Source organism: Sodalis sp. C49 (assembly GCF_046352915.1).
Lineage (GTDB): Bacteria > Pseudomonadota > Gammaproteobacteria > Enterobacterales > Enterobacteriaceae > Acerihabitans.
This window is the reverse complement of record NZ_CP163303.1, coordinates 5,334,748-5,358,550: the sequence shown is the minus strand read 5'-3', so window position 1 is coordinate 5,358,550 and position 23,803 is coordinate 5,334,748. Positions and strand designations below refer to the sequence as shown.

The following is a 23,803-nucleotide window of genomic DNA, read 5'->3' as shown; positions in this document are numbered from 1 at the left end:
TTTGTGCGCTCACACAGTTTCTTGTTTTGGTATCAGGGTACCGGAGCGCCGGCGCATCACCCAGAGGGCGACCAGCGCGGCCAGTACTAAAACGACCTGAGGCGCCAGGGTCTCCAGATAGGGATAAATCCCCAACCAGCTTATTTCAGGTATGCCCTTTAATAACGTGGGTTCGAATAATTTACCTTCAATTAACTCCAGTACCCCTTTACCGGCAAAAACAAAGGCCATCAAATACATAAATGTACCGGTAAACATAAAGAACGGCTTCAGCGGCAGTTTCACCACCGTATACCGCATCAGCAGGTACGCCATCACCAGGATGACGCAGCCGATCAGGAAACCGCCCAGGATGGCGAATTGCCCGGCCATATTGCCGGCGTCCCCCACCAGGGCGTAATAAAACAGTACCGTCTCCGCGCCTTCGCGATACACCGCCAGGAAGCTGGTAAACCACAGGCCCGCCAGGGAGCCGGTGGTCAGGGACAGCGTCAGCTTGCCTTCCAGATAGGCCTGCCAGTGCCGGGCCTCCACTTTGGACAGCAGCCAGTAGCTCATAAAGAACAGCGTCACCACGGCGACCATCATGGTGACGCCTTCGAGCAGTTCGCGGTTGGCGCCGGAGTTGGCGAACAGCCATTGGAACAGCGCGGCGGTGACCACGCTTGCCAGCAGGGCAACCCAAACCGATTGCCGGATCAGCGGCAGCTTATCCTGATGCTTATTCTTGACCAGGTAGGCCACGATGGCGGCGACGATCAACAATGCCTCCATGCCTTCGCGCACGATGATAAGCAGGCTGTACACCAGCAATGTCCACTGGCTTTCGCCGCCCTCGCCCAGCATTTCCACCGCTTTGGTGAGATTTTGCGCGAGCGCGTCGGCCTGTTCCTGGATCTGGGCGACCGGCTGGCCGGCTTTCATCAGACTGACCAGGCGGGTGAAATAGCCTTCCAGCGTCGATTTAAACGCCGCGTCGCGCGAACCGATTTTGTTCTCCATGCCGGTGGCTTCGAAGCGGTCGAAATACGCGTCCTGTATCGCCATCATGCCGGCTTTGGCCTGTCCGCCGCGATATTGGGCGATGGCGGCGGCCACCGCGGCGTTGATGTCGTCGCCGACCTGCCGCCAGTTGGCGTCGGGCTGGGCGTCGCCGCCCGCCGCGGCGCTGGCCGGGGCGTTGGCTGCGGGCGCGGTCACCGGCTGGTCGGGACGGGTGGTGGGCAGGCCCGGCAGCAGGTCTTCCAGATCCTGCAATAGCTGGGTGACGCCGTAGGACAGGTCATTCATCTGATCGGGTTTTGCGGCCAGGGCGATCAGGGCGATAAATTCCTGGTTGATGGCGGCCGCCTGCTGGGCGGAGCGGTTATTGCGCACCGACATTTCCATTTCCGAATTCTTATAGCCCTGAAAATGCGCCTGCTGCACGCGCTGGCTCGCGGCGGCATATTGTCCCGCCTGGTATTGCGTCAGGGCGTCGGCCAGCAGATCGTCGATGGTTTTAAAACTTTGCTGCCAGTACAGGGCGATTTGCGTATTGCTATAGGCGTCATGCTGGCCCGCGGCCACCAGCTGATGGCCGCCGGACAATGCCGGCAGTACGCCGGTCAATTCATTTTTCAAGCCGTTGATTTTATCCTGCACTTCCGCCAGCGGCTTGCCCTCGCCGATCAGACGGCGGATCTCGCCGAACTGGCTTTCCATTTGATAGCTTTTCTGCGCGGAAATATTGATGCGGATCGGCCCCTCGAGATTTTCGAATACCTCGAAATAGGCCATTTGCACCTCGCGGCGCGCGGCGTCGTTTTGCTGCTGCTGATACAGCCGCGCGGTGGTGTCCAGCCGTCCCTGAATATCAGTGACCCACGTCTGGTAATCATCGGCCGCCCAGGCAGATGATATGCCCAGGAACAGGACAGCGCTGCAGAGAAGGTATTTTAAAACGGAAGTGAACATCGAGCCAACGCCAAACGTCAATGAGAGTTATTTTCATTATCACCGAATGGCATTAAGAAACAATGACGGGGGTCAATAAAGCATTTTTTAACGAGAACTATTTCGTTTATTCAGTCAGACGCGTTTACGGCCGGGTCGGGCAACGGCCATGGCGACCGCCGCCCCGCGCGGCCCTCCCGCCGCGGTAACCGGGAGGGGAAAAACGTGTTACATCAACGGCTGCGCCAGTCTCACCAGGGAGATCAGCGGCTGCGGGAAGATACCCAGCAGCAACACCAGCACGGAGGAGATCAGCACCACCACCCCGCCGGCGGTGAGCGCCCAATTGCTCGGGGTATCGCGGCGCAATCTTTCCGGCGGACTGAGATACAGGCTGACCATCACGCGCAGGTAATAGTACAGGCCGATAGCGCTGCCGAGCACCACGGTGCCGGTCAGCCACCACAGGTGCGCGCCGACGCCGGCCGCCATGATATAGAATTTACCGATAAAACCCAGGGTCATCGGGATGCCGGCCAGCGACAGCATCATCACCGTCATTACCGCCGATAAAATCGGTTTGTGCCAGAACAGGCCGCGATAGGAGAACAGCGAGTCGGCATCCGGACCGCTGTAGGGGCTGGACATCAGGCTGACCACGCCGAAGGCGCCCAGGCTGCTGAACAGGTAGCCGGCCAAGTAAACGCCCACCGCCTCCATGGCCAGCTGATGGGCCTGTACCGCAATCAGACCCACCGTCAGATAGCCCAGATGGGCAATGGAGGAATACCCCAGCAGGCGCTTGATATTGGTCTGGCCGATGGCCATCAGGTTGCCGAACATAATGGAGCAGAAGGCGATAATGGCCAGCGCCAGGCGCAGCGCGTCGCTATTCACCACCGGCGTATAGAGGAACAGGCGCATCAGCACGGCGAAAATCGCCACCTTGCTGGCGGTGGCCAGGAAGGTGGACACCGGCGCGGGCGCGCCCTGGTACACATCCGGCGTCCACAGGTGGAACGGCACCAGCGACAGCTTGAAGCCCAGGCCGACAATCATCATGCCCAGCCCCGCCAGCAACAGCGGCTGGTGCAGCATGGCGTCGTCCAGACGCTGTCCCAGCGCGCCAAAACCCAGGGCGCCGGTGTCGGCATAGACCAGCGCCATACCGAACAGCAGGAACGACGAGGCGGCGGCGGACAACAGGGTGTATTTCAGGCTGGCTTCCAGCGAGCGCTTTTGCCGGTAGGCATACCCTATCAGGCCGAACAGCGGCAGGGAAATGAGCTCGATACCCAGGAACATCGAGGCCAGATGATTGGCGCCGGCCAGCAGGATGCCGCCCATGGCGGCAATCAGCACCAGCAGGTAAAACTCATCGCGGTTGCCGGGGTAGCCCGCAAGCCACGGATAGGCGAAGGTGCTGGTGGCCAGGCTCGCCGCCAGGACCAGCGCGGTATAGAACATCGAATAGCCGTCGGCGCGGATAAGCGGCGTCACATCCATCGGGCCGGCCTGGCCGACAAAAAACAGCGACAGTAAAGCCAGGTTCAGACCGATAACGGTCAGGGTGGCATTGACAAAGTGGTTGCGTCGCCACGCAATGCACAGCATCACAACCACCACCGTCAATCCGACGATCAACAGCGGTAACAGTGCGATCAGTTGTTGAGGAGTTATTGTCATGGCGAATTACGGCCTTGTTGTTAGAGTTGAAACAGCTGATCCTGCTGCGTTTAGCGAGAACCAGTGCTGAACGTTGCTCATTGCCGCGTCGGACGTTTGCAGCACCGCCTGCGGGAAGAAGCCCAGCAACACCAGCAGCACCACCAGCAGCATAATGATCAACAGCTCGCGCATCGTCATGCCCGGCAAGGGTTCCTGCGATTTCGCCGGACCGTAATAAGCGCGCTGCATCATAATCAACGAATACACCGAGGCAAAAACCAGGCCGAAGGTGGAAATAACCGTAATCACCGGCACCACCGGGAAACTGCCGAACAGGATCAGGAACTCGCCGACAAAGTTGCCGGTACCCGGCATCCCAAGCGTCGCCACCGCAAAGAACAGCGACAGCGCGGGAATGAATTTTATCCGTCCCCATAGTCCGCCCATCTGGCGCATATCGCGGGTATGCAGACGTTCATACAGCTGGCCGCAGATAATAAACATCCCGGCGGCGGACAGGCCGTGGGCGATCATCTGCACCACCGCGCCCTGGTAGGCCAGCTGGCTGCCGGTGTAGATGGCAATCAGCACAAACCCCATATGGGAAACGCTGGTATAGGCAATCAGGCGCTTGATATCGGTCTGGGCAAACGCCATCCAGGCGCCGTAGAAAATGCCCACCACGCCCAGCCACATGGCAATGGGCGCGAACTGGTGGGACGCCTCGGGGAACAGCGGCAGGCAAAAGCGCAGCATGCCGTAGGCGGCGGTTTTCAGCAGGATGCCCGCCAGGTCGACCGAACCGGCGGTAGGCGCCTGGCTATGGGCGTCCGGCAGCCAGCCGTGCAGCGGCACCACCGGCATTTTCACCGCGAAGGCGATAAAGAAGCCCAGCATCAGCAGGTACTGCACCAGCGACGACATCGGGGTATGCAGCAGGTCTTCGTAGTTGAAGGTCCAGACGTCGGTGGCATGATAATGCACCAGCACCAGCGCCAGGATCGCCACCAGCATCACCAGCCCGCTGGACTGGGTATAGATAAAGAACTTGGTGGCGGCGGTGATGCGCGTCTTGCCGTCGGAGGCCTTATGGCCCCACAGGGCAATCAGGAAGTACATCGGCACCAACATCATTTCCCAGAAAAAGAAAAACAGGAACATGTCGATGGCCAGGAACACGCCGATGACGCCGCCCAGGATCCACAGCAGATTAAGATGGAAAAAGCCCTGGTAGCGCTGGATTTCACGCCACGAACAGAGAATGGCCAGCACGCCCAGCAGGCCGGTCAGCACCACCATCAGCAGGGACAGACCGTCCAGCGCCAGGCGGAACGAGATACCGAAACGCGGTATCCACGGCAGCACAAACTCGGATTGCCACTGCGGCAGGCCCTGCGCCGAAACCAGTGAATACCCGCCCTGCAGCCACAGCTGCAGGGAGAGCGCCAGAGTCAGCCCCATGGCGATCAAGGCTATCCAGCGCGGCACCTTGGTACCGAAGCGCTCGCATTGCCAACACAGCAGACCGCCAATGAAGGGGAAAAGTATTAGCCAAGGTAGTAGCATGGCGTTGTGCATCCCTAAATTGAAAAAAACCTGAAAACTTACCTACTGGCGGGAGAAGACATGATGCCGGTGTTCTTCCCGCCCCGCGCGTGTCATTTAACGCCGCCGCCGTTTACACGAATATCAACAGCGCCACCACAATCACGGCGCCCAGACTCATGGATGCCGCATACCAGCGCAACTGGCCGTTCTCGCTAAGCGTCAGCCCGTGTCCGGCCCAGCGCGCCAGCACCGCCGGCACGCTCATCAGGCTGTTCAGCGGATCGCTTTGCAGCAGCCGGGCAACGCCCAGGTACGGCCTGACAAACACTTTGTCATACAGCCAGTCGAAGCCCCAGGCGTTAAACCACCAGACGGTGAAGAACCGTCCCGGGGCGCTGGCGGCCACGGCATGCACCAAGCGGCGCTTGCCGAGATACAGCCCGGCGGCGAGCAGAATACCGAGGATCACCACCACGCCGGAGACAATCTCCAGGGTGATCTTGCCCTCTTCACCCAGGTGGCTGTCCGGCAGCACGCCCGCCAAAGGCGGCGTAATCAGCGCGCCGATAAAGGTGGACAGCACCAGCAGCACCAGCAGGGGCAGGTGATGGCTGATGCCTTTGCCGGCATGGGCCTTGATCTGCTCCTTGCCGTGGAACACGATAAAGATCATGCGGAAGGTATAGAGGGAGGTCAGCAGCGCGCCCGCCAGCCCGGCCAGCATCAGGTTGAAATGGCCGTTCGCCAGCGCGCCCCACAGGATTTCGTCTTTACTGTAGAAACCGGCGGTAATCACGGGCAGCGCCGCCAGGGCCGCGCCCCCCACCAGGAAGCAGATATAGACCAGCGGGATGGACTTGCGCAGCCCGCCCATCTTGAAGATATTCTGCTCGTGGTGGCAGGCCAGGATAACCGAACCGGAGGACAGGAACAGCAGCGCCTTGAAGAACGCATGGGTCATCAGGTGGAAAATGGCCGCATCCCAAGCCTGCACGCCCAGCGCCAGGAACATGTAGCCGATCTGGCTCATGGTGGAGTAGGCCAGCACCCGCTTGATATCGGTCTGGACCAGCGCGGCGAAACCGGCCAGCACCAGGGTAACCGCGCCGATGATGCCCACCAGGTGCAAGACCTCGGGCGCCATCAGGAACAGTCCGTGGGTACGGGCGATCAGGTATACGCCGGCCGTGACCATGGTGGCGGCGTGGATCAGCGCCGACACCGGGGTCGGGCCGGCCATGGCGTCCGCCAGCCAGGTTTGCAGCGGCAGCTGCGCCGATTTACCCACCGCGCCGCCAAGCAGCATCAGCGTCGCCCAGGTGATGGCCGTGGAGCCCACCGCCAGATGCTGCGGCGCCAGTACCATCAGCTCGCGGAAATTCAGCGTGCCCAGTTCCGAATACAGGATAAACAGGGCAAACGCCAGCAGCACGTCGCCGACGCGGGTGACGATAAAGGCTTTCATCGCCGCCGCGCCGTTTTTGGATTCTTTATAATAGAAACCAATCAGCAGGTAGCTGCACAGCCCCACCCCTTCCCAGCCGAGATACATCAGCAGCAGGTTATCGGCCAGCACCAGCAATACCATGCTGGCGATAAACAGGTTGGTATAGGCAAAAAAGCGCGAATAACCTTCTTCGCCGCGCATATACCAGGAGGCAAACAGATGGATCAGGAAACCGACCCCGGTCACCACCGACAGCATGGTCAGCGCCAGGCCGTCCAGCGACAGGGTAAAGGCGATATTAAACTTGCCCACAGTCATCCAGGTCCACAGCGGCTGGTTGAATACCGCCGCCGCGCTTTCCCGCGTGCCGAGAAAATCAACCGCTACCCAGGCCGTGGTCAGCGCGGCCAGGCCGACGGCGCCGACGCCCACCAGGGCCGACAGGTTTTCCGACCAGCGTCCCCGTGAAAACGCCAGCAGCAGATACCCCACCAGGGGAAACAGAATAGTTAAATAGAGTAGGTTCATCCGTGCATCTCGCTGACGTTATCGATATTCAGGGATTGGCGGCGGCGATGCAGCTGCAGCAGCAGCGCCAGGCCGATGCTGGCCTCGGCGGCGCCGAGGCTAATGGCCAGGATATACATGACCTGTCCGTCGGCCTGTCCCCAGTAGCTGCCGGCAACGATAAACGCCAGGGCGGAGGCGTTAATCATGATTTCCAGCCCCAGCAGCATAAACAGCAGGTTGCGGCGGATGAGCATGCCCGTCAAACCCAGTACAAACAGAATGGCGGCCAAAATGAGTCCGTGCGTTAACGGGATCATGCCTGCTCCTCCGGTTTTCTTTTTATGCCATCGGGCAGCTTGGGTCCCTTGGGCAGCGCATCGCCCTCGCGATCTTCACGCCCGAGATGGAACGCCACCACCAGCCCGGCCAGCAGCAGCATGGACGCCAGCTCCACCGCCAGGACGTAAGGTCCGAACAACGCGATGCCCACCGCCTTGGCGCTGATCACCTCGCCCGATATGCCGTGATCGGGCACGCCGTAAATGGCCCGGATCAGGATCGCCAGCAACAGCAACGACAATATGCCCGGCCCGACCCAGGCGGACGGGGCAAGCCAGCCGCGTTCGCGCCGCTGGTCGGCGGCGCCGAGGTTAAGCATCATCACCACGAACACGAACAGCACCATGATGGCGCCGGCGTAGACGATGATTTCCAGCGCGCCGGCGAAATAGGCCCCGAGCGCAAAGAATACGCAGGCGATAGCCAGCAGCGAGACAATCAGGTAAAGCAATGCGTGCACCGGGTGGGTATGGGTGATAACCCGCAGGGTTGCCAGTATCGCCACCAGGCCTGACAAATAAAAAGCGACTTCCATGCTTAACTCCTTAGGGCAGCAAACCTTTGACGTCAATGGGTTTGGCTTCGTTTTCCGCTTCGCCCTTATCTTTCCCGTCGATCGCCATACCGGCCATGCGGTAAAAATTATATTCCGGATATTTACCCGGCCCCGAAATCAGCAGATTTTCTTTTTCATAAACCAGATCCTGGCGCCGGTACTCACCCATTTCAAAATCCGGGGTCAGTTGGATAGCCGTGGTCGGACACGCCTCTTCGCACAGGCCGCAGAAAATGCAGCGCGAAAAGTTGATGCGAAAAAACTCCGGATACCAGCGTCCGTCCGCGGTCTCGGCTTTCTGCAGGGAAATGCAGGCCACCGGGCACGCCACCGCGCACAGGTTACAGGCCACGCAGCGCTCTTCGCCGTCCGGGTCGCGCGTCAGTACGATGCGGCCGCGAAAACGCGGCGCCGTATTGACCGGCACATCGGGATACATCAGCGTTTCACGCTTGCTGAACGCCTGCATGCCGATCATCCAGATACTGCGTAGCTGGGTGCCGGCACCATACACTAATTCTTTTAACGTCATGGTTTATTCACCCCTCATTGAGCGTTGTACAAAATGACCGCCGCCGTCGCCAGCAGGTTCAGCAGCGTTAACGGCAGGCAGATTGTCCAGCCGAACGACATCACCTGGTCATAGCGCGGACGGGGCAGCGCCGCGCGGATCAGGATGAACATCATCATGAAGAAGGCGGTTTTAATGGCAAACCAGATGAACGGCGGTAAAAACGGCCCCTGCCAGCCGCCGAAAAACAGCGTGACGATCAGGGCCGACACCGTGACGATGCCGATATATTCGCCGACAAAAAACAGGCCGAATTTCATGCCCGAATATTCGATATGGTAGCCGTCGGCCAGTTCCTGTTCCGCTTCCGGCTGGTCGAACGGATGCCGGTGGCAGACCGCGATGCCCGCCAGCACAAAGGTGGCGAAACCGAAGAACTGCGGAATGATATTCCACAGATGGGCCTGGGAGGCGACGATATCGCCGAGACTGAACGAACCGGCGCGCGCCACCACGCCCATCAGGGACAAGCCCAGGAAGACCTCGTAGCTGAGGGTCTGGGCCGAGGCGCGCATGGCGCCGAGCAGCGAGTATTTATTATTGCTCGACCAGCCGGCGAACAGCACCGCGTACACCGCCAGGCCCGCCATCATCAGGAAGAACAGCACGCCGATATTCAGATCCGAGACCACCCAGGTCGGGCTGACCGGGATCACCGTAAAAGACACCAGCAGAGCGGTAAAGGCGATAACCGGCGCCAGGGTGAAGATCATGCGATCGGAAAACGGCGGGACCCAGTCTTCCTTGAAAAACATTTTCAGCATATCCGCCACCAGCTGGAGCGAACCGCCCCAGCCGACCCGGTTGGGTCCGTAGCGGTTCTGGAACAGGCCCAGCAGCCGGCGTTCGGCAAAGCTCATGTAGGCGCCGCAGGTGACCACCACCAGCAGGATCACCACCGCTTTCAGTACCGTCAGAATGATGTCAATCACGTCCGATGTTAACCAACTCATAACGCGGCCTCCCGCAGGTTTTCAACGCGTTGTCCTACCCACACCGGCGGAATGCCGGGCAGGCCCAACGGCAGGCCCACCTGACCGGCCGCCAGGGCGTCGCTGAACCTGACCGGCAGGCGCAGCGACTGCCCGGCGCAGGTGAATTCCAACAGCGTGCCGCTGTTGACGCCCAGCCGCTCGGCGTCCTGGCGGCTTACCGCCACGTAAGGCTGCGGCATGCGCTCCTGAATCACCGCGGCGCGTTGGGAGGTTTCCTCGCTGCCAAACAGATGGTAGTACGGCGCCACGCGCCACTGGCCGTCGACCGGGGCGACAAACGCCGCCGGCACGTCGGTGAACCAGTCCATACGGCCCTCGCCCGCTTCCAGCAGCCGTACGCCGGGATCGCCGTGGCGCAGGTGTCCGCCCACTTCCGCCTGGAATTTATTCCAGGCCTGCGGGGAGTTCCAGCCCGGCGCCCAGGCGAAGGCCACCTGCTTGCTCATGCCCTGGGGGCTGCTGTTGCCTTCCATGGAGAACGCGAACATGGTGTCCTTGTCCTGGGGCTGGCGCGGCTCGTGCACGTCGATGTTGGCGCGCATCGCGGTGCGACCGCTGTAGCGGTGCGGCTCGCGGGCCAGCTTCTGGCCGCTGACGCGGAAACCGGCATCGGGCGCGGCTTCTTTGATCCCGGCCAGCTGCGGCAGCGTCTCGGCGCAGGCGCTGATGATATGATCGAACTGGGTCCAGTCCACGTGGCGATCCAGGTAGGTGGAGTGCAGCGAATGCAGCCAGCGCCAGCTCTCCAGCATAATGGTCTCGGCATCATAGTAGGCCGGGTCGTATACCTGGAAGAAGCGCTGCGCGCGGCCTTCCTGGTTGATAAGCGTACCGTCGCTTTCGGCAAAGCTGGCCGCCGGCAGGATCAGGTTGGCCTTATCCATGATGGCGGTGCGCTGATGATCGAGCACGATAAGATTGACGGTTTTGGCCAGCGCCGCGTCCACCCGCTGGGCCGGCGCGTGGCGGTACAGATCGTTTTCCAGCACGATCGCGCTGTCCGCCGCGCCCTGCTCAAGCTGTTCCAGCGCCTGGTCCAGAGTACCGCCGCCCATCAGCGCCAGTCCCATGCTGTTGGCGCTTGACGCCACAAAGGTTATGCCGACGTCGGCGCCGCGGCCTTTCAGCGCGCGGGCGACGTTGGCGGCGGCGGCAATCACCGCCTCGCTGCCGGCGTTGCTGCCGGAGACGATCAACGGCTTGCGGCTGCCCGCCAGGGCCTGCACGATGACATCGATCCTGGCGCGCAACTCGTCATCCAGACCCGCCACCGCCGGGGCGCTGTCGTCCAGCGCATGGGCGACGGCAAAGCCCAGGCGCGCCTGATCCTCCACCGGGGCGCAATAGGTCCAGGCGGCGATATCGTCAAGCTTGGTGCGATCGACGCTGGTGACAAACAGCGGATGGCGGGCATGCTGGCCGATGGTCTGGATGGCGGCAATCTGCCAGTCGGCGACTTTTTGCGCCGCGGCCATTTCACGGGTCTTGCCCTTCACCGCCTGGCGTACCGCCAGGGCGATGCGCGCGCCGGTCTGGGTTAAATCCTCGCCCAGCACCAGCACCGCGTCGTAACTTTCCATTTCGCGCAGCGACGGGGTATGCACGCCGCCGTTGCGCAGCACGTCCAGCATCAGGGCCAGCCGCGCCTGCTCGGCGCCGGAGATGCCGGTATAGAAATTGGCGGCGCCCACCAGTTCACGCAGCGCGAAATTGCTTTCCACGCTGGCGCGCGCAGAGCCGATGCCGATCATCTTCTTGGCGTGGCGCAACGCGTCGGCCGCGCCCTGCATCGCCTGTTCGGCGTTCAGGGCGATCCAGTCGTCGCCGCGGCGCTGCAGCGGATGGCGCGGACGATCCTTGAGATTGACGTAACCGTAACCGAAACGGCCGCGATCGCACAGGAAGTAGTGGTTAACGCTGCCGTTAAAGCGGTTTTCAATGCGCCGCAGCTCGCCGTAACGCTCGCCGGGGCTGGTATTGCACCCCACGCTGCACTGCTGGCAAATGCTGGGCGCGAATTGCATATCCCATTTGCGGTTGTAGCGTTCGGAATGGGTTTTATCGGTGAACACCCCGGTCGGGCACACTTCCACCAGGTTGCCGGAGAACTCGCTTTCCAGCGTGCCGTCCTCGGGACGGCCGAAGTAGACGTTATCGTGGGCGCCGTAGACGCCCAGATCGGTGCCGTCGGCATAATCCTTATAGTAGCGGACGCAGCGGTAGCAGGCGATGCAGCGGTTCATCTCGTGGGAGATAAACGGGCCGAGGTTCTGGTTGCGGTGGGTGCGCTTGGTAAACCGGTAACGGCGGAAATTCTGGCCGGTCATGACCGTCATGTCCTGCAGATGGCAGTTGCCGCCCTCCTCGCACACCGGGCAATCGTGGGGGTGGTTGGTCATCAGCCACTCCACCACGCTTTTACGGAACTGTTGCGCCTCTTCATCATCGATGGAGATAAAGGTACCGTCCGACGCCGGCGTCATGCACGACATCACCAGCCGGCCGCGCGTATCCTCGGCGTTTTGATATTGCTTGACCGCGCACTGGCGGCAAGCGCCGACGCTGCCCAGCGCCGGGTGCCAGCAAAAATAAGGAATATCGAGACCCAGGGTAAGACATGCCTGCAACAGGTTGTCCGACCCCTTAACCTCGTATTCTTTGCCGTCTACATGAATGGTAGCCATAGTCAGCATGCTCAAGTGTGGCCCGCAATAGCGCGGGCGTTAATCAAAATGCGTCTCGGGTGCATAACATCCGCCCGGCCTCGTTTGGCCTAAAGGCGCGGATGCAGGGTTACCAACGCGCTTTCAGCAAGTTTGGCTGGATACCGGCAATAGTGCGGGTATTACCGATATGCTGCGTTGCAATTCCCGCTTCAAATTCTTCCCGGAAATATTTTATCGCGCTTTGCAGCGGCTCGACGGCGCCCGGCGCATGGGCGCAGAAGGTTTTGCCCGGGCCGAGGAACCGGCACAGCTGTTCCAGCGTTTCAATATCCCCCGGCTGCCCCTCGCCTTTTTCTATGGCGCGCAGCAGCTTCACGCTCCAGGGCAGGCCGTCGCGGCAGGGTGTGCACCAGCCGCAGGACTCGCGCGAGAAAAACTCTTCCAGGTTGCGCGTCAGGGATACCATATTGATTTCATTATCCACCGCCATGGCCAGCGCCGTGCCCAGGCGGCTGCCCGCCTTGCCGATATTCTCGAAGTCCATCGGCAGGTCGAGGTGATCGCCGGTTAGGAAGTCGGTGCCGGCGCCGCCCGGCTGCCACGCCTTGAGCGTCAGGCCATCGCGCATGCCCCCGGCGTAATCTTCCAGGATCTCGCGCGCGGTGATGCCGAAGGGCAATTCCCACAGGCCGGGATGTTTGACCCGCCCGGAAAACCCCATCAGCTTGGTGCCGGTATCGCTGCTTTTGCCCGCCGTGATGCCTTTGTACCAGTCCACGCCGTTCTCAAGGATGGCCGGCACGTTGCACAGGGTTTCGACGTTATTGACGCAGGTCGGTTTGCCCCAGGCGCCGGCGGTGGCCGGGAACGGCGGTTTGGAGCGCGGGTTGGCGCGGCGGCCTTCCAGGGAATTGATCAGCGCCGTCTCTTCGCCGCAGATATAGCGCCCGGCGCCGGTATGGACGATCAGCTCGAAATCAAAGCCGGTACCGAGGATATTCTTGCCCAGGTAACCGGCCTCGGTGGCTTCGGCGATGGCGCGCCTGAGGTTCACCGCCGCCTCGATATATTCGCCGCGCAGGAAGATATATCCGCGATAGGCCTTAAGGGCAAAAGCGGCAATCAGCATGCCTTCCACCAGCAAATGGGGCAGTTGCTCCATCAGCAGGCGGTCTTTATAGGTGCCCGGCTCCATCTCATCCGCGTTGCACAGCAGATAGCGGATGTTCATGGCCGGATCCTTGGGCATCAGGCTCCATTTCAGGCCGGTGGAAAACCCCGCCCCGCCCCGCCCTTTCAGGCCGGAGTCCTTGACCAGGGTGACAATGTCGTCCTGGGACATGCCTTTGAGCGCTTTTTCCGCGCCGGCATAGCCGTTCTTGCCGCGATACTCGTCAAGCCATACCGTCTGGCCGTCGTCGCGCAGGCGCCAGGTCAACGGATGCATTTCGGCGGTACGTACAATCTGTTTGATCATCGATACTGCTCCAATAGCGGACCGATACCTTCCGGCGTCAGATGAACGTGGGTGTCGTCATCAATCATCATGCTCGGCCCCTTGTCGCAGTTGCCCAGGCAGCAGGTGGGCAGCAGGGTGAAGCGCCCATCCCCGGTGGTCTGCCCCGGCTTAATATCGAGCGCTTGCTCCAGCGCCGCCTGGATGCCCTGGTAGCCGGTGATATGGCACACCACGCTATCGCAATATTTAATGATATGGCGCCCGACCGGCTGGCGGTAAATCGAACTGTAAAACGTGGCCACGCCTTCCACATCGCTGCCCGGAATGCCCAACACCTCGGCAATCGCCGCGATGGCGCCGTCCGGCACCCAGCCGCGCTGCTTCTGCACGATTTTCAGCGCTTCGATGGAGGCGGCGCGGGCATCTTCATAATGGTGCTTTTCATGCTCGATGGCCTCGCGCTCCTGGGCCGTGAGCACAAAGGCGGCGGTGTCGTCCTGGCGGCCGGGGGCGGCGTCGCGCCCATGCGTATCTGTATGTTCATGCATAATTAGCGGTCCACATCTGACATAACAAAATCGATACTGCCCAGATAGACGATGAGATCCGATACCAGGCTGCCGCGAATCACCGAGGGAATTTGCTGCAAATGCGGGAAACTCGGGGTGCGGATACGGGTCCGGTAGCTCATGGTGCTGCCATCGCTGGTCAGGTAATAACTGTTGATCCCCTTGGTGGCCTCGATCATCTGGAACGATTCGTTAGCCGGCATCACCGGTCCCCAGGAGACCTGGAGGAAGTGGGTAATCAGGGTTTCGATATGCTGCAACGTCCGCTCTTTCGGCGGCGGCGTGGTCAGCGGATGATCGGCCTTGAACGGGCCTTCCGGCATATTGTTCAGGCATTGTTCAAGGATGCGCAGGCTCTGGCGCATCTCCTCCACCTTCAGCATCACGCGGCTGTAGCAATCGCTGACGCCGTCGCCCACCGGCACCTCGAAATCAAACTTGTCGTAGCCGGAGTACGGACGCCATTTACGCACGTCGAAAGAGATGCCTGTTGCGCGCAGCGCGGCGCCGGTCACGCCCCAATCCAGCGCTTCCTGGGCGCCGTAGGCGGCGACGCCCTCGGCCCGTCCGCGCAGTACGCTGTTGCGCAGCGCCGCCTTGACGTAGGAATCCAGGCGCTTGGGCAGCCAGTTCAGGAAGTCGCGCAGCAGGCCGTCCCAGCCGCGCGGCAGATCGTGCGCCACGCCGCCGATGCGGAACCAGGCCGGATGCATGCGAAAGCCGGTAATGGCCTCCACCACGTCATAAATTTTCTGCCGGTCGGTAAAGGCCAGGAATACCGGCGTCATGCCGCCGACGTCCTGGATATAGGTGCTGATATACAGCAGATGGCTGTTGATGCGGAACAGCTCGGAGAGCATGACCCGGATCACCTCGACCCGTTCGGGCACCACGATGCCGGCGAGTTTTTCCACCGCCAGCACATACGGCATTTCATTGACGCAGCCGCCGAGGTATTCCACCCGGTCGGTATAGGGAATATAGCTGTGCCACGACTGGCGCTCGCCCATTTTTTCCGCGCCGCGGTGGTGATACCCGATATCGGGCACGCAGTCGACGATTTCCTCGCCGTCCAGCTGCAGGATAATGCGGAAAGCCCCGTGCGCCGACGGATGGTTCGGCCCCAGGTTAAGAAACATGAAATCTTCGTTTTCGCGCCCGCGTTTCATGCCCCAGTCTTCCGGCTTGAAGGTCAGCCCTTCCATTTCCAGATCCTCTTTCTGCTTGGTCAGCATATAAGGATCGAATTCGGTGGCGCGCGCCGGATAGTCTTTACGCAACGGATGGCCCTGCCAGCTTTGCGGCATCATGATGCGGGTCAAATGCGGATGGCCGTCAAAGGTCATGCCGAACATTTCCCAGGTTTCGCGCTCATACCAGTTGGCGTTGGGGAAAATTTTGGTCACGGTGGGCAGATGGAAATCGCTCTGCGAGAGCGCCACCTTCAGCATGATATCCCGGTTGCGGTCGATGGATATCAAGTGATAAAACACGGTGAACTCAGCGGCGGGCAGGCCCTGGCGATGGGTGCGCAGGCGCTCGTCCACGCCATGCAGATCGTAGAGCATTACATAGGGCTTCGGCAGTTTTTTTAAAAACGTCAAGACCTCGAGAATCTGCTCGCGTTTGACCCATACCACCGGAATGCCGGTACGGGTGGGCTGGACGGTAAACGCCTCGGCGCCAAAACGGTCACGCAATTCGCCGATTACCGGATCGTCAAGATGATCCCGGGTCTGCCAGGCCGGCTGGGCGAGATGTTGCGTCATCAACTCTGTCATAGTTATTTTCACCAAATTAATGCTGTGCCGGCGTCATGCCACTGTGCGCGTTAAATGATTATGGACGACAACCGCCACATCGCCGCGCGCGTCAAATCTCGTCGGGAGATCGCAGGTTGGTTACCGCGATACGCTCGCCCTGTTTACGCTCGCGCTCCGACTGCATATTGGCGCGATAAACCCCCTGATCGCCCACCACCCAGGAGAGCGGACGCCGTTCCTTGCCGATGGATTCCTTTAACAGCAGCAGCGCCTGGATATAGGCTTCCGGACGTGGCGGGCAGCCGGGAATATAGACATCGACCGGCAAAAATTTGTCCACGCCCTGCACGACGGAATAAATATCGTACATACCGCCGGAATTAGCGCATGCGCCCATGGAAATCACCCATTTCGGCTCGAGCATTTGATCATAAAGACGCTGGATGACCGGGGCCATCTTGGTGAACGGCGTGCCCGCGATCACCATGAAATCCGCCTGGCGCGGTGAGGCGCGAATAACTTCCGACCCGAAACGCGCCACATCGTGCACCGCGGTAAAGGACGTGGTCATTTCGACGTAGCAACAGGACAGGCCGAAGTTATACGGCCACAACGAGTTGCCCCGGCCCCAGTTCACCGCATTATGCAACGCGTTTTCCAGGGTACCCAAAAAAACGCTGCGGTTGACGTGCCCATCCAGGGGATCGGCGACGATATCCTGTTTTTGCAGGGGATAACGGTCATTTTCACCGCCATTCTCACCGTCCGGCTCAACACGGGTGAGGGTGTAATCCATGGTTATGCCTCGCTGTTACTGCTGATGACGTTGGTTTTCGGCGATTGGGCCCGCGCGCTTGAGACGCTGGGAACGCTCGGGCGTCCAGTCCAGCGCGCCGACGCGCACCAGGTACACCAGGCCCGCCAACAACACAATAATAAAAACGGCTGCTTCGAAGAAACCGACCCAGCCGACTTCGCGGATGGATACCGACCAGGCGTATAAATACAGGGCTTCCACGTCAAAAATGACGAAAAACATGGCCACCAGGTAAAATTTAGACGAAAGACGCAGTCTTGCCGTCCCCACCGGGTCGATACCGGACTCGAAGGGCACGTTTTTTGAGCGGGAGTGGGCGCGTCCGCCTAATAAGAAACCACCCAGCAGCATAAAGCAGCACAGGCCGACGGCACCAACGAGGAATACGGCGAACGCCCAGTAATGGGCGGTAACTTCAGTGGTTATTGACATTTTCTTTGCTCATCAAAAGTGGCATTTTGCAGTCTGCTCTTCGTCAACGGCAGTTCGACTCACCACATCGATTTATGGGAAGGAGTAGGAAAAAACCGCACCGCGCTGTTGCCACCGGCATACACAGCCATTGTGTGGGGTTTTTACTCCTTTACATAACCTTTTGTCAACTTGGACAAAAGAAACTTCATAGTAATTTACACAGTTAATATCTAATTAACATTTGATGCGCACGATTTTAGCTTAATCGAGTCAGTGTTGCGCGCCAGCAACATAGCAATAACATAGGGCGGTTCTATGACACCATGATTGCCCGCAGGTAACTATACCATTTTCAGGCAAAATCACGTTATTCCGCGCAATCGGTAAGGGCAAAATTTGATCCAGGGCACAATTTTGCAACTAATCAGAATAAAAGATGCACATTCTGTGCGCCATTAACCAAAAAACATTATAGAAACAGTGTTTTGATTTAGTTGGCATGAATAAAAAACAACCAGTTCTGGGGTGCGCGCGCTAATGCGCGACGGAGATGACGGACCGGGGATACCAGGCGGGAAGACTGTATTTTAAGACCTGTTGAAATATAAAACTACATTATTACAGCATAAATTATATTTTACAAAAAATTAAGCCCCATTTTCAGGGGCTTAATATCCAGTTGATTTCATTTATTCGTCACTGACCGTGAAGCTTTCCCCCTCCCCTTTTACCGGGCGGGCCACGTCTGGTTTATAGGAGTCGTTACCGGTCTGTACCGCGCTGAAGATAGCCATGGCCAGTTCATTCTCGCACTGGGGATGTTTACACAGGACATACTGCGTATCGGGCAGCGTCGGCAATCCTTCGTTTTGCCCCAGCACCCGCAGATCGGAACTCATCATCTCCACCGGCCGGACGGTAATGCCCAATCCCGCTTTTACTGCGGCGCGCACGGCGGCCAGAGTAGAAGCGGTGTAGGCGATGCGCCATGAGATGCCGGCGGCCTGCAGTTGCTCGATGGCCATGGCGCGAAAGGGACTGGGCTCATCGGACACCACCAGCGGAATAACTTCCCCTGGAATAAAGCGGTAATCCGACGAACAGAACCATAACGTCGGCGACGAACGCAGCGTAACGTAAGGATGATTTGGATTAGTCAATGTTGTAATAGCCAGATCCACTTCGCCGTTTGTCAGCATTTCCTGCATCAAAGGGCTGCGTTTGACATTAACGTCAATCGCTAATTTTGGATAGATCCGCGTTACACGACTGAGTAAGTAAGGCAAAATTGAGTCGGCAGTATCGTCGGAAGCACCGATGGTCAGCACCCCCTGGATATTACTGTACATCAAGGAAGTACATGCCTCGTCGTTATACAGTAAAATTTTCCTGGCATAACCCAGTAATTGTATTCCGTGTTCGGTCAACAGCTTATTGCGACCGTGACGGGCAAACAACTCTTTGCCGACAAGTTGTTCTAATCGTTGCATTTGCTGGCTGACAGCCGACTGTGTTCGACATACTGATGCTGCAGCGGCCGCAAAGGTGTTGAGATCAGCGACTGCAACAAACGTTCTCAATAAATCAAGATCAAGATTGAGCACTGGACGATTTGCATTGGTCATAATATTGTCTTCACTTTTGTATTCTAATTACACACTACTACCCTGGCGTTTCAAAAAAATCATTTCCAAGCTAAAACTGTTATGAGCATATCCCCTTCATACCATAGCGACGTTACCACGGCCGTTATGTTAACTGGTACATGCTTTAATCTCTGGGGAGTTCGCACTCATCAAACAAAGCTCTAACCGATATAAAAGGTAGCCCCGGTCCTCGAAATCCAGCCCTCGTCCTGGATGAGACACTAAATTTCACAATGATATCATTTGCATAGCGCAGAAAAAAAAATCCGTAACGGCTTGAATGACACATCAAAACTTAAATGTAATTTATTAAAACCGGCCTTGGCATTTAAAATAAATGTTGAATATTACCGGTTAAGTCGTATTTTCTTATCCCAACCGTCATAATTAACATAAATTTTTCTTAACTATTGTTTATACGATCAAAATAAATCTCTTTCTAAATGCACACCTGCATAAATGTATACCATAAATAGCTACCATAAACGAAACAACAATAATTTGTAAGCATCAAAATGTGACCTTTATTTTTCTATGGATAAATGTTCACAAACAGATGAAGTGGCAATACTTTACCCCGATAAAAAGTGTGATGCGCGTCAGGCAAAGCGGGTTAATTTTCCCGCCGTGTTTTACCCTTGGGGAAGCGATATAATGGTGTCGCTTACTGTAACCTTGTCCTCGTCGGCTGACCGCCGCCCACCGCCTTTCATTTAGCAGAGTAACCTTTATCAGGTCCAAGTAGTATAAAAAATACGCAAAAAATCGCAAATTAACTGTTCTTATAGGATTTTAAAGCATTAAAATCTTGACATCATGGTGTTTTAATAGTTTTTTAATCTAAAAAATTAGCGAAGAAAATAAATTTTTAACTGTTTCTTATTTTCCATCTTAACATTCGATGCGCATCCACCCGTTATCCTTCAAAAAATCAGAGCGGAAGAGTACATTATGCAGAACGCGTGATTCCATGGTTGGAATACGTTTACCTGTGAGAAGGCCTAATATCGTGATTTCACCTGTAGAAAAATCCAGCAAACTGGAAAATGTTTGTTATGACATTCGTGGTCCGGTGCTGAAAGAAGCCAAGCGCCTGGAGGAAGAAGGCAATAAAGTCCTCAAATTGAATATCGGCAATCCCGCCCCGTTCGGCTTCGATGCGCCGGAAGAGGTACTGGTGGACGTTATCCGCAATCTGCCGACCTCGCAGGGCTATTGCGATTCCAAAGGCCTTTATTCGGCGCGCAAGGCGATTGTGCAGCACTACCAGGCGCGCAATATGCTCGACCTGACCGTCGAGGACGTTTTTATCGGCAACGGCGTATCGGAGCTTATCCAGCAATCCATGCAGGCGCTGCTCAATACCGGCGACGAAATGCTGATCCCAGCGCCGGATTATCCCCTGTGGACCGCCTCGGTGTCCCTCTCCGGGGGCAATGCCGTGCATTACCTGTGCGATGAAGAGGCCGGCTGGTTTCCGGATCTGGACGATATCCGCCGCAAAATCACCCCGCGTACCCGCGGCCTGGTGATTATCAATCCCAATAATCCGACCGGGGCGGTATACAGTAAGGAAATGTTGCTGGAACTGGTGGAAATTGCCCGCCAGCATAACCTGATCATCTTCTCAGACGAAATCTACGATAAAATCCTTTACGACGCGGCGCAGCACCACTCCATCGCCGCATTGGCGCCGGATCTGCTGACGGTCACCTTCAACGGACTGTCCAAGACCTACCGCGTCGCCGGTTTTCGCCAGGGCTGGATGGTGCTGAACGGGCCGAAAAAACACGCCCGGGGCTATATCGAGGGGCTGGAAATGCTGGCGTCGATGCGCCTTTGCGCCAACGTCCCCATGCAGCACGCCATCCAGACCGCGCTTGGCGGCTACCAGAGCATCAGCGAGTTCATCGCGCCGGGCGGCCGGCTGTATGAACAGCGCAACCGCGCCTGGGCGCTGATCAACGATATTCCCGGCGTGTCATGCGTCAAACCCAGCGGCGCGCTGTATATGTTCCCGCGCATCGACGCCCGGCGCTTCAATATTCTTGATGATCAGAAGCTGGTGCTCGATTTGCTGCTACAGGAAAAAGTGCTGCTGGTCCAGGGCAGCGCCTTCAACTGGCCGTGGCCGGATCACCTGCGCATCGTGACGCTGCCGCATGTCGACATCCTGGAAACCGCCATCGGCAAACTGGGGCGTTTCCTGCAGCATTATCATCAGTGACCCACGCCGTTCGGGCCAGCCCGGCACGGAACCGGCGGATTTGCATAATCCGCCGGCTGTGCGCACAATAGATCCCTTATTCACCTGCCGTAAGGGCGCATCATGACCCAAAGCCACTTTTTTGCCCATCTTTCCCGTTTGAAACTGATTAACCGCTGGCCGCTGATGCGCAACGTCCGCACCGAAAACGTCTCCGAGCACAGCCTGCAGGTGGCGTTTGTCGCCCACGCCCTGGCGGTGATCAACAACCGTAAGTTCGGCGGCGCCCTGAACCCGGAGCGCATCGCGCTGCTGGCGATGTACCATGACACCAGCGAAGTATTGACCGGCGATATGCCGACGCCTATCAAATATTTTAACGCGCAGATGGCCCACGAATATAAAAACATCGAGAAGATCGCCCAGCAGAAGCTGATTGACATGTTGCCGGCCGAGCTGCGGGACGACTACCGCGCCCTGCTTGACGACGATTATTACCAGCCAGAGGAAAAAGCGGTGGTGAAACAGGCGGATACCCTGTGTGCCTACCTGAAGTGCCTGGAAGAGATCTCCGCGGGCAATAATGAATTTACCATGGCGATGGCGCGGCTGGAAAAAACCCTGGAGCAGCGGCGCAGCCCGGAGATGGAGTACTTTATCCGGGTGTTTGTGCCCAGTTTCAGCCTGTCCCTGGACGAGATCAGCCAGGACACGCCGCTCTAGCCCCGTACCTCCGTCCGGATACAGTCGTGCCGGGCGCACGCCGTGAGATCAAAACGGGTAGAGTATCGGCACCAGCACCACGCTCACCACCATCACCAGCAGGGTAAACGGCACGCCGATACGGACAAAATCGCCGAACTTATAGCCTCCCGGCCCCAGCACCAGGGTATTGACCGGCGACGAGACCGGGGTCATAAACGCCGAGGACGCGGCGATGGCGATAATCATGGCGAAGGGATAGGGCGACACCGCCATCTCGTTGGCCGCGGCGACCGCGATCGGCGCCATCAGCACCGCGGTGGCGGTATTGGAGATAAACAAGCCGATAACCGCGCAGAGGATAAACAGGCTCAGCAGCATGATATGCGCCCCCGCCCCGCCCGAGATATCCATCAGCAGCCGCACCACCAGGTCCACCCCGCCGGTTTTCTGCAGCGCCAGCGCAAAGGGCATCATGCCGACGATAAGGATAAGGCTCGGCCAGTGAATGGCGCGATAGGCGCTTTCCATATCGATACAGCGGAACTTGCCCATCAGCACGCAGGCGATGAGGGCGGCGATGGGGTTGGGTATCTCCTCCGTCAGCATCATGGCCACCATCAGCGCCAGGCAGAAGAGCGCGTGGGGCGCCTGACTCACCGCCGGCGCCACGTCGTCCACCTCGGCCGGCAGGTTCAGTACGATAAAATTGTTTTTCTTCAGCTGCAGCTGGCGAATCAGCTTCCAGTCGCCAATCACCAGCAGGATATCCCCAAGCGTCAGCTCCTCGTCAATCAGCTTGCCCGCCATCGCCTCGCCGTTGCGACGGATGCCCACCACGTTAACGCCGTAGCGGCTGCGAAAGCCCACCTGGCGCAGCGTCTTGCCCACCAATTCGGAATCGGGAATCAGGCTCACCTCCGCCATGCCCACATCCCTGGCCTGTTCGGAGAAATACTCGCCGCGCAGCACCATGGGTTCCAGCTGCTGCTCGCTGCAAAACTGCCGCAGATCCATCTCGGAAGCGGACATATCGATTAATAACACATCGCGCTGGCGCAGTTCGGTATTGCCGCCGGCGCTTACCATTACCCGGCGGAATTTGCGCCAGCGCTCGATGCCGACCACGTTGGCGCCGTAGCGATCGCGCAGCCTGAGGTCGTCCAGGCGCTGGCCGATAAGCGGCGAGCCGGGGCGCAGGGCCAGGCGACGCGCGCGGCCGGTCAGCTTATAATCGCGGATCAGATCGCGGAACGTCCGGCGCTGCCACTGCTCCCGCTCATGGCTGGCCTCGCCGCCGCCCAGCCAGTAGCGCGCCACCAGCATATAGCCGACGCCCAGCGCCAGCACCACCACGCCCACCGGCGTAACGGCGAAGAAGCCGAAGCCCTCGGCGCCGTCGCGCACCAATTCGCTGTTGACCACCATATTGGGCGGCGTCGCCACCAGGGACATCATACCGCTTATCAGGGCGGCAAAGCTCAGCGGCATCATCATGCGGCTGGGGGAGGTTTTCATGCGCTGCGACACGCTCAGCACTACCGGGATGAATATCGCCACCACGCCGGTGGAGCTCATAATGGCGCCCAGGGCGGCGACGGTGATCATCAGCAGGATCAGCATGCGGGTTTCGCTTTTGCCCGCCACCCGCATCAGCCACTCGCCGACCTGGTAGGCGATGCCGGTACGCACCAGGCCCTCGCCGACGACAAACATGGCGGCGATCAGTAAGACGTTGGGATCGCTGAAGCCGGCGGTGGCTTCCGGCAATGATAGGGTGCCGCTCAGGACAAAGGCGATGATCACCAGCAGCGCCACCACATCCATGCGCACTTTGTTGGTGGTAAAGAGAAAGATAGCGATCAACAGCAGGGCCAGCACCCAGATGAGTTCGTTATTCACAACGTTTTCCCGGATTATAAAGCGGTGTCTGCGGCCAATCATGCCATAAAAAAGCCCCGGAATGGCGGGGCTAAATCATTAAACAGTTGA

The 23,803-nt window shown here is 58.6% G+C and carries 18 protein-coding genes; 2 read left to right on the top strand and 16 right to left on the bottom strand.

Annotated elements, in window-relative coordinates; translation table 11 throughout:
- Positions 1-9: 9 nt before the first annotated feature.
- The 15 genes from ABUK12_RS24305 to lrhA all read right to left on the bottom strand — a co-directional run bounded on the left by ABUK12_RS24305 (position 10) and on the right by lrhA (position 18,882).
- Complete coding sequence (locus tag ABUK12_RS24305; protein WP_410014216.1) at positions 10-1,956, bottom strand: FTR1 family protein; 1,947 nt, start codon at positions 1,954-1,956, stop codon at positions 10-12.
- A 207-nt stretch (positions 1,957-2,163) separates the two neighbouring features.
- Entirely contained in the window at positions 2,164-3,621 is a 1,458-nt protein-coding gene (gene nuoN / locus ABUK12_RS24300) for an NADH-quinone oxidoreductase subunit NuoN (RefSeq protein WP_410014215.1), read from the bottom strand.
- A 6-nt stretch (positions 3,622-3,627) separates the two neighbouring features.
- Complete coding sequence (gene nuoM / locus ABUK12_RS24295; protein ID WP_410014214.1) at positions 3,628-5,169, bottom strand: NADH-quinone oxidoreductase subunit M; 1,542 nt, start codon at positions 5,167-5,169, stop codon at positions 3,628-3,630.
- Between the two features lie 112 nt (positions 5,170-5,281).
- Complete coding sequence (gene nuoL / locus ABUK12_RS24290) at positions 5,282-7,126, bottom strand: NADH-quinone oxidoreductase subunit L (protein ID WP_410014213.1); 1,845 nt, start codon at positions 7,124-7,126, stop codon at positions 5,282-5,284.
- Positions 7,123-7,425, bottom strand: coding sequence for an NADH-quinone oxidoreductase subunit NuoK (gene nuoK, locus ABUK12_RS24285; RefSeq protein ID WP_162367989.1), 303 nt, complete (start codon positions 7,423-7,425; stop codon positions 7,123-7,125). The genes nuoL and nuoK overlap by 4 nt, the downstream gene beginning before the upstream one ends.
- A complete protein-coding gene (gene nuoJ, locus ABUK12_RS24280) occupies positions 7,422-7,982 on the bottom strand; it encodes an NADH-quinone oxidoreductase subunit J (protein WP_410014212.1) in 561 nt (186 codons plus the stop codon). The genes nuoK and nuoJ overlap by 4 nt, the downstream gene beginning before the upstream one ends.
- 10 nt (positions 7,983-7,992) lie before the next feature.
- Positions 7,993-8,535, bottom strand: coding sequence for an NADH-quinone oxidoreductase subunit NuoI (nuoI, locus tag ABUK12_RS24275; protein ID WP_410014211.1), 543 nt, complete (start codon positions 8,533-8,535; stop codon positions 7,993-7,995).
- A gap of 14 nt (positions 8,536-8,549) precedes the next feature.
- Positions 8,550-9,527 (bottom strand): NADH-quinone oxidoreductase subunit NuoH, encoded by a 978-nt coding sequence (gene nuoH, locus ABUK12_RS24270; protein ID WP_410014210.1) that lies wholly within the window; start codon positions 9,525-9,527, stop codon positions 8,550-8,552.
- The gene (nuoG, locus tag ABUK12_RS24265) at positions 9,524-12,253 is read right to left on the bottom strand and encodes an NADH-quinone oxidoreductase subunit NuoG (RefSeq protein ID WP_410014209.1); all 2,730 of its coding nucleotides are present in this window, start codon (positions 12,251-12,253) and stop codon (positions 9,524-9,526) included. Before nuoG ends, nuoH begins: the two co-directional genes overlap by 4 nt.
- A 109-nt stretch (positions 12,254-12,362) precedes the next feature.
- Entirely contained in the window at positions 12,363-13,712 is a 1,350-nt protein-coding gene (gene nuoF / locus ABUK12_RS24260; RefSeq protein ID WP_410014208.1) for an NADH-quinone oxidoreductase subunit NuoF, read from the bottom strand.
- Positions 13,709-14,242 carry an NADH-quinone oxidoreductase subunit NuoE gene (nuoE, locus tag ABUK12_RS24255; RefSeq protein ID WP_410014207.1) on the bottom strand — a complete coding sequence of 178 codons (534 nt, stop codon included), beginning with the start codon at positions 14,240-14,242 and terminating at the stop codon, positions 13,709-13,711. The genes nuoF and nuoE overlap by 4 nt, the downstream gene beginning before the upstream one ends.
- Positions 14,243-14,244: 2 nt before the next feature.
- Positions 14,245-16,044: an NADH-quinone oxidoreductase subunit C/D gene (gene nuoC, locus ABUK12_RS24250; protein WP_410014206.1), complete on the bottom strand. Its 1,800-nt coding sequence runs from the start codon at positions 16,042-16,044 to the stop codon at positions 14,245-14,247.
- Between the two features lie 91 nt (positions 16,045-16,135).
- Positions 16,136-16,822 carry an NADH-quinone oxidoreductase subunit B gene (locus tag ABUK12_RS24245; RefSeq protein ID WP_331121041.1) on the bottom strand — a complete coding sequence of 229 codons (687 nt, stop codon included), beginning with the start codon at positions 16,820-16,822 and terminating at the stop codon, positions 16,136-16,138.
- Positions 16,823-16,837: 15 nt separating this feature from the next.
- Positions 16,838-17,275: an NADH-quinone oxidoreductase subunit A gene (locus tag ABUK12_RS24240; protein WP_331121040.1), complete on the bottom strand. Its 438-nt coding sequence runs from the start codon at positions 17,273-17,275 to the stop codon at positions 16,838-16,840.
- A gap of 671 nt (positions 17,276-17,946) precedes the next feature.
- Complete coding sequence (lrhA, locus tag ABUK12_RS24235) at positions 17,947-18,882, bottom strand: transcriptional regulator LrhA (RefSeq protein WP_410014205.1); 936 nt, start codon at positions 18,880-18,882, stop codon at positions 17,947-17,949.
- A gap of 1,033 nt (positions 18,883-19,915) precedes the next feature.
- On the opposite strand from lrhA, the gene ABUK12_RS24230 reads away from it, so the two are divergent.
- Complete coding sequence (locus tag ABUK12_RS24230) at positions 19,916-21,130, top strand: pyridoxal phosphate-dependent aminotransferase (RefSeq protein ID WP_410016764.1); 1,215 nt, start codon at positions 19,916-19,918, stop codon at positions 21,128-21,130.
- Between the two features lie 102 nt (positions 21,131-21,232).
- Positions 21,233-21,832: a 5'-deoxynucleotidase gene (gene yfbR / locus ABUK12_RS24225; protein WP_410014204.1), complete on the top strand. Its 600-nt coding sequence runs from the start codon at positions 21,233-21,235 to the stop codon at positions 21,830-21,832.
- 48 nt (positions 21,833-21,880) lie between these two features.
- Here yfbR and ABUK12_RS24220 read toward each other — a convergent pair whose 3' ends face one another.
- Positions 21,881-23,755 carry an SLC13 family permease gene (locus ABUK12_RS24220; RefSeq protein ID WP_410014203.1) on the bottom strand — a complete coding sequence of 625 codons (1,875 nt, stop codon included), beginning with the start codon at positions 23,753-23,755 and terminating at the stop codon, positions 21,881-21,883.
- Between the last annotated feature and the right edge of the window lie 48 nt (positions 23,756-23,803).